Below are 11,875 nucleotides of genomic sequence, written 5' to 3'. Positions count from 1 at the left end.
GAATCCCATCATGCCGGTGCCTTACGCGGATCTTGGGCTCCAATATCAGTCGATCAAGGACGAGATCGACGGCGCGATCGCCGCGGTCATCCGCGACAGCGCGTTCATCCGTGGACCGTACGTCGATGCCTTCGAACGCGAGTTCGCGGCGGCGGCGAGCGTCAAGCACTGCGTGTCCTGTGCCAATGGCACCGATGCGCTCTACCTTGCGATGGCGGCGCTCAAGGTCAAGCCCGGCGACGAGGTCATCACGACCGCGCATTCCTGGATATCGACCTCGGCGATGATCACCCATGCCGGGGCGCAGGTCGTGTTCTGCGACACTGACGGCGAGACCTTCACGATCGATCCCGCCGCGGTCGAGGCCGCGATCACGCCGCGCACGGTCGGGATCATCCCGGTGCATCTCTACGGGCAGCCGGCGGACATGGACGCGATCATGGCAATCGCGCGCAAGCACGGTCTCTGGGTGATCGAGGACTGCGCCCAGGCGCACCTTGCTCAATACAAGGGCCAGCCGGTCGGGACCTTCGGAGCGGCCGCGACCTATTCGTTCTATCCCGGCAAGAATCTGGGAGCGTTCGGCGATGCCGGCGCTGTCGTCACCGAGGATGCGGCGCTGGCCCAGCACATGACCATGCTGGCCCGTCACGGTGGCCTCGTGAAGCACAAGCATCTGATCGAGGGCATCAACAGCCGTCTCGACGGCATGCAGGCCGCGATCCTGTCGGCCAAGCTCAAGCATCTGAAGGCATGGACCAAGGCGCGCCAGGATGCCGCCGCGGTGTACGATGCCGGTCTCAACCAGCTCGATGACATCGAGGTGCCCCGGATCGCGCCCGGCCGCACCCACGTCTATCACCTCTACACGATCAAGCATAAGAAACGCGACGCGCTCGCGGCATATCTGGCTGCGAACGGGGTTCAGACCGCGATCAACTATCCGACGGCGCTGCCGCTGCTGCCCGCCTACGCGCGCCTGGCGCATCGTTCCGAGCAATTTCCGAGGGCGTTCGACGACCAGAACAAGATCCTGTCGCTGCCGATGTTTGCGGAAATCACCCGCGAGCAGCAGGACGAGGTCATTCGGCTGATTCGGAACTTCTAACCGCCACTTAGCTGCCGCACGATGTCGCGATAGCGCTGCGTCGAGGCCTGCTCGCTGTATTTCAGTGCGGCGGTTGCGGCCTGCCGGCCCCGTCGAAGCGTCGCGCCGCGATCCGCTGCAGCCTCGCAGACCGCCTGCGCGAGCGTTGCGGCATCCTCGGGCGGCACGACCCAACCGATGTCCTCCTCGGTGACCGCAAGTCCGGCCTCGGAATTGGCTTCCGTTCCGACGATCACGGCCCGCCCGACGGCAAGAAAATTGTAGAGACGGCTCGGAATGGAGACGCCGGCGACATTGCGCCGGTAGGGAATGACCCAGGCATCGGCTGCCGCGAGGAATTCGGCGAGCTGGTCCTCTGGCACGGGATCCAGCAGGGTGACGTTCTCGAGATTTTCCGTGGCCTGAAGAGACTTCAGCTCGGCCCAGCCGACGCCCCATCCGGACAGCACGAAGTGGATGCGGTCGTCGCGGCGCAACAGCCGCGCAGCCTCGAACACGGTCCGGGGCGCGTGGGTGAAGCCGAGATTGCCGCACAGGCCGACCACGAATTGCGCCGGGCTGGAATGCCGCAAGGAATGGCCTGGATCCGGCTCGCGGAAGCCGATCGGAAGCAGCGTCCAATTGGGCACGAAATGAATCTTGCCTGCGCTGACCCCGGGGTAGCGCAACAGCAGCGGGGCCACGTCGCGGCCGATGACGAAGATTGCGCTCAGGGACCTGAACAGCCACGCATTGGCAAGGCGGAGGGCGCGCGCGACGAGCGAACTCGGCTTGGCGATTCCGGCCACCTCGAGTGCTTCCGGATAGAGATCGTAGATGAGGAGCGCTGTGCTGGCGCCGCGCAGCCTTGCCGCAAGGGTGATGGCATAGGGCAGGGTGAACGGGCTCGTCACCGACATCACGACGTCGTGCCGGCGCGCCCGCCGGTAGACTGCCCAGAACATCCGTAGTGCCAGCATCGTGCTGGCGATGACGCGGCGGCCGAGCGCGTGCTTGGGCGGCTTCCAGTTCGCGACCTCGATCACGGCGGGTGTGCTTTCAGCCGCCGGCGACTTGCCTGAGCCGGACGATCCCGACAGGACGATCGTCGTCATGTCGAGGGCAATCGCGTCCGCGATTGCGCCAAGATAGGTCGCCGTCGTGCTCGGGTCCGGCGGATAGAATTCCGTCGCCAGGATGAAGCTCGGAGTCTTGGCCACGACGTTATCCGTTTGCCAGGAGCGGCAGGATGAAATCCCGCAGATTGCCGCCCGGAAAGAGGTGGCCGGGCAGCCCGGCCGCCCGCGCCGCCTCGATGTCGGACGGCTTGTCGCCCACCATGAAGCTCCTGCTTGCATCGACGGGAAACTTGTGGAGGAGGTCGATGATCATGCCGGGCTGTGGCTTGCGTCGCTCGCTTGCATACCGGTAGCGTTCGACCTGTCCATCCGGATGAAACGGGCAATATTCGAACGCATCGATCCGCGCTCCATGTGCCGCCAGCTGGCCCGCCATCCAATCGTGCAGGGCATGGATGTCGGTCTCCTGGTACAGCCCCCTCGCCACGCCCGACTGGTTGGTGACCACGAAGGCGAAATAGCCGGCATCATTGACCGCTTTCACGGCCTCGACGGCACCGTCGATCCAGACGAATTTGCCGACCTCGAACAGATATTCGCTATCGGCGTTCAGAACGCCGTCGCGATCGAAGAAAACGGCAGGGCGCAGCACCCGGTCGATCGCTGTGCTCTCTGGGTCTCGGGACATTCCGGCTCGACAATCACGCTCCCTGGGGGGTAAACCGCCAATGCAACCCCCATCGATCAAGTGTGCTCAGTATCACGATTGTGTTCCAGGTCCAATCTGTCGCCATGGGGGGCGCCTGGGGTTGACCCGCGATTGGCGATATGTCCAAGAAGACGCGCGGGAATGCGCCTGGCTGAGCGCTGAATGTGCGCTCATCCAATTCGAAATGCTGCGGGATTTAGGCAAGCCATGACCAAACGCATCGCTCTCATCACCGGCGTGACCGGCCAGGACGGCGCCTATCTCGCCGAACATCTGCTGTCGCTCGGCTACGTCGTTCACGGCATCAAACGGCGCTCGTCCTCGTTCAACACCGCGCGTGTCGACCATCTCTACCAGGACCCACATGTCGGCAACGTGCCGTTCCTGATGCACTATGGCGACATGACGGATTCGACCAATCTGATCCGCCTGGTGCAGCAGATCCGGCCGACCGAGATCTACAATCTGGCAGCTCAAAGCCACGTCGCGGTCAGCTTCGAGAGCCCCGAATACACCGCCAATGCCGACGCGATCGGTGTGCTGCGCCTCCTGGAGGCGATCCGCATCCTCGGCATGGAGAAGGAGACGCGGTTCTACCAGGCCTCGACCTCCGAGCTCTACGGTCTCGTGCAGGAGATCCCGCAGAAGGAGACGACGCCGTTCTACCCGCGTTCGCCTTATGGCGTCGCCAAGCTCTACGGCTATTGGATCACGGTGAACTACCGCGAAGCCTATGGCATGTTCGCGTCCAACGGCATCCTGTTCAATCACGAGAGTCCGATTCGCGGCGAGACCTTTGTGACCCGCAAGATCACCCGTGGCGTCGCCCGCATCGAGGTCGGTCTCGAACAGACGCTCTATCTCGGCAATCTCGAGGCCAAGCGCGATTGGGGCCACGCGAAAGACTATGTCGAGGGCATGCATATGATCCTCCAGGCCGACCAGCCGGACGATTTCGTGCTCGCCACCGGCGAGATGCGTTCGGTGCGCGAGATGGTCGAGCTTGCCTTCGGGCAGGTCGGCCGCCGCGTCGAATGGCGCGGCACGGGCGTCGATGAGACCGGCATCGACGCCAAGAGCGGCAAGACCGTGGTGAAGATCGATCCGACGTATTTCCGGCCGACCGAGGTCGATCTTCTGGTCGGCGATGCCAGCAAGGCGCGCGAGAAGCTCGGCTGGAAGCCGAAGCGGACCTTTGCCCAACTCGTCGAGGAGATGATGGCGAGCGATCTCGCCGAGGCGAAACGGGACGCGGTCCATGGCAAGCGCAGCGTTTGAGCTGACCGGCAAGAGCGTCTACGTCGCCGGCCATCGCGGCATGGTTGGCAGCGCCCTGGTGCGCCGGCTGGCGCGCGAGGACGTCAAGATCGTCACGGTGGACCGGCGGGAGGTCGACCTCTGCAACCAGGCCGCCGTGTTCGACTGGTTCGCGTGGGTTCGGCCGCAGGTCGTATTCCTCGCCGCGGCGAAGGTGGGCGGCATCGTCGCCAACGACACGTTGCGCGCCGAGTTCATCTACGACAACATCGCGATCGCGGCGAACGTGATCCAGGCCGCGCAGCAAAGCGGCTCCGAGAAGCTGATGTTCCTCGGCTCGTCCTGCATCTATCCGAAGCTGGCGCCGCAGCCCCCGCGCGAGGACTCGGTGCTGACAGGCCCGCTGGAGCCGACCAACGAGCCCTATGCCATCGCCAAGTTCGCCGGCATCAAGATGGCCGAGGCCTATCGCAGCCAATACGGCAGCGACTTCATTCGCGTGATGCCGACCAACCTCTACGGCCACGGCGACAATTATCATCCCGAGTACAGCACGTGGTTGCCGCCCTGATCCGCCGCTTCCACGAGGCGAAGCTCGCGGACTCGAAGAGCGTGGTGGTCTGGGGCACCGGCACGCCGAGGCGCGAGTTCCTCTATGTCGACGACATGGCCGACGCCTGCGTGCACCTGATGAAGACCTATTCCGGAGCCGAGCTGATCAATATCGGCACCGGCGAGGACATCACCATCGCCGAGTTCGCGCGCGTCGTCAGTTTTCCTGCTCGGGCGCGAATTGCCTGCTGAGGCGTCTGAATTCCCCGCAGTGATCTGGGCTAACCGCTGGAGATGCCTAGTTCCCAGGCGTTTCCGAAGCTGCACTCGCCAAAGGTGAAAAAATCGATAAATTCCCTGCTCGCAGGGAATTTGACGTCCCTTAGCGTTCGTCCGCGATCACCTTGCCGTCGTTCGGCAGCGCCCCTGGGCTGACCAGCTCGACGGCGCCGCCGAGCTTGGTCACGGCCCGCAAGCTGTCGGCGACCTCTTTACGCAGCACATCGTCTGATGCGCCCGTCTCAGCCTTCAGCGTCATCGCATCGGCCTCGCCCTGGCGGGTCACGACAAGGCGCAGCCTTCCGAGCGCGGGATGGCGCTTGCCGATCTCGGCGATCTGCTCGGGGCGGACGAACATGCCCTTGACCTTGGCGGTCTGGTCGGCACGGCCCATCCACCCCTTGATGCGCATATTGGTGCGCCCGCATGGGCTCGTGCCAGGCAGCGAAGCAGTGAGGTCGCCGAGCGCCAGCCGAATCCACGGATGATGCGGATAGAGCGAGGTTACGACGATCTCGCCGACGTCGCCCGGCGCCACCGGCTCGCCAGTGCCCGGTTTGACGATCTCCATGATCAGATCCTCGTTGACGACCATGCCGTCGCGCGCCTCGGTCTCAAACGCGATGAGGCCCAGATCGGCCGTGCCGAAGGCCTGGTAGGCGTCGATGCCGCGTGCCTTGATCTCGGCCTGGAGGGAGGGCGGGAATGCTGCGCCCGAGACCAGCGCGCGCTTGATCGAGGAGACGTCGCGGCCCGCGGTCACTGCGGCGTCGAGCAGGATCTTCAGGAAATCAGGTGTGCCGCTGTAGCCGACGGGGCGGTAGGCCTCGATCATCTCGAATTGCTGCTCGGTATTGCCGGGACCGGCGGGAATCACGGCGCAGCCGAGCGCGCGTGCGGAGGAATCGAAGATGAAGCCGCCGGGGGTGAGGTGGTAGCTGAATGTGTTGAGCACGATGTCCTCTGGCCGGAACCCGGCGGCAAACAGTGCCCTGGCGCCGCGCCAGGGGTCGGTCTGGCGTCCTTCCGGCTCGAAGATTGGGCCCGGGGAAGTGAACAGGCGTGCGAATGACCCGGGCGCCGCAGCGACGAAGCCGCCGAAGGGCTGGGAGGCCTTGTGCAGGGCCGGCAGCTCCGACTTGCGCAGCACCGGCAGGCGGGCCAGCGCCGTTCTGGAGGTCACCGAGGCCGGATCGATGCCCTTGAACCGCTCGGCATAGGCCGGTGCGGTCATGGCGCTGCTCAGCACGTCCGGCAGGCGGGCGAACAAATCGGCCTCGCGCGCCGCATGCTCGCGCGTCTCGAGGGTGTCGTAGTGGGCGGTCATGGCAGATCTTTCCGGGTTGGCATCCGTTGCACGCAGCCGCTCGCATGGGTATCAGACGGCCATTGACTGGGCGCGGAGAGGGCGCGATGGCGGACGAGAGCATCATTCCGGTGGAGGAGACGGCTGGCGTCGTCGCGCGCCTGAAGCGCCGCATGGTCGAGGATTCGATCCCGCTGTGGTCGATCGTCGGATGGGACCATCAGACGGGGGGGTTCATCGACCGCCTGCACGGCGACGGCACAGCTGACGTGGCCGCGCCGCGGCGCGTGTTCGTGCAGGCGCGCCAAATCTATTGCTACGCCAAGGCGGCGCAGATGGGCTGGTATCCGCAAGGCCGCGCCATCGCGCTGAAAGGGCTCGAGCATATGCTTGCGAAGGCCAAGGCGCCCGACGGCAAGCCCGGCTATGTGCACCGGCTGACGCCTGATGGCGCGGTGCTGGATGCGCGGCGAGATGCCTACGATCACGCCTTCATCCTGTTTGCGCTGGCGACTGTCTATTCGCTCGACCAGGACGCGCAAATCCGCGCCGAGATCGACGCGCTGCTTGCTTTCCTCGACGGCCATCTGCGCTCGCCGCACGGCGGCGTGCACGAAGGCCTGCCGGTGTCGCTGCCGCGCCGACAGAATCCGCACATGCATCTGTTCGAGGCGATGATCGCGTGTTTCGACGCGACCCACGATCCGTCGTTCCAGAACAGAGCCGGCGAATTCTTCGCGCTGTTCCTCGCCAATCTCTACGACAAGCGCAGGTGCGTGCTCGGGGAATATTTCGAGGAGGATTGGTCGAAGATTGAGCCCGTCAGCGTCGAACCGGGCCATCAGGCGGAATGGGTCTGGCTGCTGAAAGGGTTTGAACGCATCACGGGCTGCCCGACGGGCACGCGGCGCGCAGAACTGCTGGCGACCGCACTGCGCTATCGCGACGCCACCGGATGTGTGGTTGACGAGGGCGACGATGCCGGCAACATCCGCCGCTCCACGCGCCGGCTTTGGCCGCAAACCGAGCTTGCGAAAGCGTGGATCGCGCAGGCCGAGTCGGGCGAAGCAGGCGCGGCGGAGGAGGCGCGCGCGGCGCTGGTGCGGCTCGAACGGCATTATCTCAGCCATCCCGTGCGCGGCGGCTGGTACGACCAGTTCGACGGCGACGGCAAATCGCTGATCGACACCATTCCTGCCTCGTCGTTCTATCATGTTCTCTGTGCGGTCACGGAAGCGGAGCAGGTGCTCGGTTGAGAATTAAAGCCAACGCTTGCGCCGCTTGAAGCTCTTGAGGTTCTTGAAGCTCTTGCGCTGGTCGCCGGCGCCGCCGAGATAGAATTCCTTGACGTCCTCGTTGTCGCGCAATTCCTCGGCGGTGCCGTCGAGCACGACCTTGCCCTGCTCCATGATATAGCCGTGGCTCGCCACCGACAGCGCGGCGCGCGCGTTCTGCTCGACCAGCAGGATGGTGACGCCGAGGTCGCGGTTGATCTTCTGGATGATGGAGAACACCTCCTTCACCAGCAGCGGCGACAGGCCCATCGACGGCTCGTCCATCAGGATCATCTTCGGGCGTGCCATCAGCGCGCGGCCGATCGCCAGCATCTGCTGCTCGCCGCCGGAGAGATAGCCGGCAAGGCCCGTGCGCTCTTTCAGGCGCGGGAAATAATTGAAGACCATGTCGAGATCGGCGTCGACCTCGCGGTCCCTGCGGGTGAAGGCGCCAAGCCTGAGGTTTTCCAGCGACGTCATGTCGGCGACGATGCGCCGGCCCTCCATCACCTGGAAAATGCCGCGGCGGACGATCTTGTCGGGATCGATGCCGGCGATGGGCTCGCCCTCGAACAGGATCTGGCCGCGCGTGACCTCGCCATCCTCGGTCTTGAGCAGACCCGAGATCGCTTTCAGCGTCGTCGACTTGCCGGCGCCGTTGGCCCCGAGCAGCGCCACGATGGCGCCCTTGGGCACGTCGAGGCTGAGGCCGCGTAGCACCAGGATGACGTCGTCATAGACGACCTCGATGTTGCGCACGGCGAGGAGGGGCGGTGCGGGGACGATGCTGGGCGAGGGGCGCTCGATGTGAGCCGTTTCACTCATGGTCAGTTGCTTTCTCGGTGTCGTCACCCGCGAAGGCGGGTGACCCAGTATTCCAGAGACGCCTGAGGTTCCTCGAGAAGCCGCGGCGTACTGGATCCCCCGCTTTCGCGGGGGATGACAGTCGTGAGTGTGGAGACGGCGAGGCTCACCACCCCAGCAATTCCGGCTTGCGCGGCAGCTCGACCGTCTTGACCTTTTCGAGCTTGATCGTGCCCTTGGCCATGAGGTCGTTGAGATCGGCGTCGGTCGCGCCTGATATCTTGGTGCGATAGAGATCGACCTTGAGCGTGCCGCGATGGTCCTTGTCGGTCCAGGTCGAGGGATTGCAGACGCCTTCCATCCCTGCCGGCACCCAATCCTTCTTCTGATAAAAGCCCTTGGCGACGTTCTCGCCGGTAGCGCCGCCGTTCTTGGCGGCCCAGTCGAGTGCCTCCTTCATGTAGAGTGCCGAGCAGACCGCCGCGACGTAGTGCACCGGCCGATAGACCTTTCCGGTGGGGTCCGACATCTTGGAAATCTCCATCAGCGTCTTCATGCCGGGCGCATCGCCGTTCCAGCTTACGGCGGTGCGCAGCGGGAAGATCACGCCGTCGGCGGCGTCGCCGGCCGTCTTGGCGGCGTTCTCGTCCATGCCCCAGACATTGCCGAGGAACTGGATCTCGACGCCCGCAGTCTTGCAGGCCTTCATCACCGAGATGTTGGAGGCCGCGGTGTTGCCGAGATAGGCGTAGTTGGCGCCCGAGGATTTCAGGCTCAGGCACTGTGCGCTGTAGTCGCCCGGGGCGAGTGCGAACACCAGTGGCGGCAGCACCTCGAAGCCGAGCTCCTGCGCCATCGCTTCGCCGGCGGCCTTCGGCGCGTTCGGATAGGGGTGGTTGGCGCCCATGTGCACGAATTTCGGCTTGCCGGGCTTGCCCTTGGCCTTCCAGTCCTCGGCCGCCCACATCAGCATCGCGCGCAGCGAGTCCGAATAGCTCGGGCCGTAGAAGAAATTGTAGGGCGCGGGCTTGGCCTTGCCGCTGGTGCCTTCGGGATCGGTCAGCGCCGCGGCATAAGAGCCCGACATGTCGGGGATCTTGTCCTGGGCGAGGAAGCCGGTCAGCGCTTCGGTGTCGGCGGTGCCCCAGCCCATGATCGCGGCGACCTTGCCGTCCGGTGCCGACCATTTCTTGTAGAGCGCGATCGCGCGGGGCACCTGGTAGCCATAGTCGTTGGTGTCGAGGTTGACCTGCTTGCCGCCGATGCCGCCGTTCTTGTTGACCCAGGCGAAGGTGTCGGCGACGGCCTGTCCGAACGGCGTGCCGACGTCGGAGGTGCCGCCGGAATAATCGGCGAGATGCCCGATCGCGATCTGCGCCTGCGCGCCTGCGGAGTATGCGGCAATCGCGAGCGCGAGCGATGCGGTGCTCAAAAGAGACTTCATCAACTTCATGGGGTCGGTTCCTCCTGTTTATTGTTTAAGTGAAGTTGCCCGTGCTCAATGCGAGAACGGGTAGAGTTTCCAGTACGCCTTGATCTGCCGCCAGCGATGCGCGAGCCCATCAGGCTCGAACATCAGGAATGCGATGATGATCACCCCGATCGCGATCTCGCGCAGGAAGGTGATGTTGTTGTTGAGCGACAGCGCCTTGTCGATCGCACCGCCCTTCAAGTGCAGGCTGATGAATTCCATGGATTCCGGCAGCAGCACCACGAAGGCGGTGCCCATCAGCGTGCCCATGATCGAGCCGGTGCCGCCGATGATGATCATGGCGAGGAACAGGATCGAGCGCTCGATGCCGAACCCTTCCTGCGACACGACCTGCTGGTAGTGCGCGTAGAGCGCGCCGGCGATGCCGGCGAAGAAGGCGGCGAGACCGAACGACAGCGTGCGGTATTTGGTGAGGTTGATGCCCATGATCTCGGCGGAGAGATAGTGGTCGCGGATCGCCACCAGCGCGCGGCCGTCGCGCGTGCGCATCAGGTTGGTGACGAGGATGTAGCTCGCCAGCACATAGGCCAGCACGACGTAGAAATAGTGCCTGTCGCCGCGCAGCGTGTAGCCCAGAATCGAGAACGGCTCGGCGCTCGCAGGTACCGAGCCGCCCGAAAACCATTCCGCGCGGGAGAAGAAGTCGAGCAGGATGTATTGCGCGGCCAGCGTCGCGATGACGAGGTAGAGTCCCTTCAATCGGGCCGCGGGGATGCCGAAGATCAAGCCGACCATCGCCGTGACGACACCGGCGAGCGGGATCGCGAAGAACACCGGAATCGGCGCGTTGTTGGAGATATAGGCCGAGGTGAAGGCGCCGAGCAGGAAGAAGGCGGCGTGCCCGATCGAGATCTGCCCGGTGAAGCCGACCAGGATGTTGAGGCCCAGCGCCGCGATCGAGAAGATGCCGATCTGGATCAGGATGCTGAGCCAGTATCCGCCGAGGACCTGCGGCACGAGGCAGAGCAGCAGCACGCCGAGAATCGCGAAGTTGCGGCTGGTCGTGGTCGGGAAGATCGTGGTGTCGGCTGCGTAGGAGGTGCGGAAATCACCAGCAGGGATGAGGGCAGGGCCGGCCATGGGTCAGATCCGCTCGATGTCGTGGGTGCCGAACAGGCCGTAAGGCTTGATCATCAGCACGATGATGAGGACATAGAAGGGTGCGATCTCGTAGAGATTGCCCCAGTGCAGGTACTGGCTGTCGACATATTGCGCGACGTTCTCGAGCAGGCCGATGATGATGCCGCCGAGCACCGCGCCGCCGACGGAATCGAGCCCGCCGAGGATCGCCGCCGGAAACACTTTGATGCCGTAGGCGGCAAGGCCCGAGGACACGCCGTTCACCACGGCGACGACGACCCCTGCGACCGCCGAGACGGTGGCCGAGATCGCCCAGGCCATCGCGAACACGCTCTTGACGGAAATGCCGAGCGACTGCGCGACTTGCTGATTGAACGCCGTGGCGCGCATCGCAAGGCCGTACTTCGAGGCGCGGAAGAACCAGGCCATGCCGATCATCATCGCGAGCGAGACGACGAGGCTCATGACATAGACGGTCTGGATCTGGAGGCCGAACAGTCCGACGGACTGGCTCTCGAACACGCGCGGGAACGGCTGCGGATTGACGCCGAACATCCATTTCAGCGTCGCCTGGAGCACGGTGGAGAGGCCGATCGTCACCATGATCACCGAGATGATCGGCTCGCCGATCATCGGTCGCAGGATCAGGACCTGGATCGCGATTCCGAACACGAACATGAACACCAGCGTGATCGGCATGCCGATCCAGAACGGCACCTGGTACTTGGCGAGCAGCGCCCAGCACACCCAGGCGCCGACCAACAGCAATTCACCTTGCGCGAAATTGACGACCTGCGTCGCCTTGTAGATCAGCACGAACGACATCGCGACCACGCCATAGAGCGTGCCGACCACGAGACCGTTGACCAGGAGCTGGATGAGGAAGGCGGTGTTCATTTACGGTCTCCTGATGCACCCACATCGTCATTGCGAGCGCAGCGAAGCAATCCAGCATC

Annotated in this window: 10 protein-coding genes and 1 pseudogene; 4 read left to right on the top strand and 7 right to left on the bottom strand. The window is 64.4% G+C overall.

Annotation, left to right across the window (positions count from 1 at the left end; translation table 11 throughout):
- Positions 1-10 precede the first annotated feature (10 nt).
- Positions 11-1,108, top strand: coding sequence for a DegT/DnrJ/EryC1/StrS family aminotransferase (locus AOQ71_RS19260; protein ID WP_057749317.1), 1,098 nt, complete (start codon positions 11-13; stop codon positions 1,106-1,108).
- Here the strand turns inward: AOQ71_RS19260 and AOQ71_RS19255 are convergent.
- Together AOQ71_RS19255 and AOQ71_RS19250 are read right to left on the bottom strand one after the other, a co-directional pair.
- Entirely contained in the window at positions 1,105-2,307 is a 1,203-nt protein-coding gene (locus tag AOQ71_RS19255; protein ID WP_057749314.1) for a glycosyltransferase family 4 protein, read from the bottom strand. The genes AOQ71_RS19260 and AOQ71_RS19255 overlap by 4 nt on opposite strands.
- Positions 2,308-2,311: 4 nt before the next feature.
- Positions 2,312-2,854: a D-glycero-alpha-D-manno-heptose-1,7-bisphosphate 7-phosphatase gene (locus AOQ71_RS19250; RefSeq protein WP_057749311.1), complete on the bottom strand. Its 543-nt coding sequence runs from the start codon at positions 2,852-2,854 to the stop codon at positions 2,312-2,314.
- Between the two features lie 228 nt (positions 2,855-3,082).
- Here AOQ71_RS19250 and gmd point away from each other — a divergent pair, with 228 nt between their 5' ends.
- A complete protein-coding gene (gene gmd / locus AOQ71_RS19245; RefSeq protein ID WP_083514327.1) occupies positions 3,083-4,153 on the top strand; it encodes a GDP-mannose 4,6-dehydratase in 1,071 nt (356 codons plus the stop codon).
- Positions 4,134-4,906, top strand: a pseudogene (locus tag AOQ71_RS19240) (GDP-L-fucose synthase family protein); the annotation flags it as partial. The gene gmd and the pseudogene AOQ71_RS19240, both read left to right, overlap by 20 nt.
- Before the next feature lie 160 nt (positions 4,907-5,066).
- Here the strand turns inward: AOQ71_RS19240 and AOQ71_RS19235 are convergent.
- Positions 5,067-6,290 carry a phenylacetate--CoA ligase family protein gene (locus AOQ71_RS19235; RefSeq protein WP_057749305.1) on the bottom strand — a complete coding sequence of 408 codons (1,224 nt, stop codon included), beginning with the start codon at positions 6,288-6,290 and terminating at the stop codon, positions 5,067-5,069.
- An 86-nt stretch (positions 6,291-6,376) separates the two neighbouring features.
- On the opposite strand from AOQ71_RS19235, the gene AOQ71_RS19230 reads away from it, so the two are divergent.
- Entirely contained in the window at positions 6,377-7,525 is a 1,149-nt protein-coding gene (locus AOQ71_RS19230; RefSeq protein ID WP_057749302.1) for an AGE family epimerase/isomerase, read from the top strand.
- Positions 7,526-7,528: 3 nt separating this feature from the next.
- On the opposite strand, the gene AOQ71_RS19225 is transcribed toward AOQ71_RS19230, so the two are convergent.
- The 4 genes from AOQ71_RS19225 to AOQ71_RS19210 all read right to left on the bottom strand — a co-directional run bounded on the left by AOQ71_RS19225 (position 7,529) and on the right by AOQ71_RS19210 (position 11,816).
- The gene (locus AOQ71_RS19225) at positions 7,529-8,368 is read right to left on the bottom strand and encodes an ABC transporter ATP-binding protein (protein ID WP_057749298.1); all 840 of its coding nucleotides are present in this window, start codon (positions 8,366-8,368) and stop codon (positions 7,529-7,531) included.
- Positions 8,369-8,513: 145 nt separating this feature from the next.
- Positions 8,514-9,800: an ABC transporter substrate-binding protein gene (locus tag AOQ71_RS19220; RefSeq protein WP_057749295.1), complete on the bottom strand. Its 1,287-nt coding sequence runs from the start codon at positions 9,798-9,800 to the stop codon at positions 8,514-8,516.
- 45 nt (positions 9,801-9,845) lie between these two features.
- The gene (locus tag AOQ71_RS19215; protein ID WP_057749292.1) at positions 9,846-10,919 is read right to left on the bottom strand and encodes a branched-chain amino acid ABC transporter permease; all 1,074 of its coding nucleotides are present in this window, start codon (positions 10,917-10,919) and stop codon (positions 9,846-9,848) included.
- Between the two features lie 3 nt (positions 10,920-10,922).
- A complete protein-coding gene (locus AOQ71_RS19210; RefSeq protein ID WP_057749289.1) occupies positions 10,923-11,816 on the bottom strand; it encodes a branched-chain amino acid ABC transporter permease in 894 nt (297 codons plus the stop codon).
- Positions 11,817-11,875 lie beyond the last annotated feature (59 nt).

This window comes from Bradyrhizobium manausense, from assembly GCF_001440035.1.
Lineage (GTDB): Bacteria > Pseudomonadota > Alphaproteobacteria > Rhizobiales > Xanthobacteraceae > Bradyrhizobium > Bradyrhizobium manausense.
The sequence above is the reverse complement of the archived record's forward strand: the minus strand, read 5'-3'. Positions and strand labels throughout refer to the sequence as shown.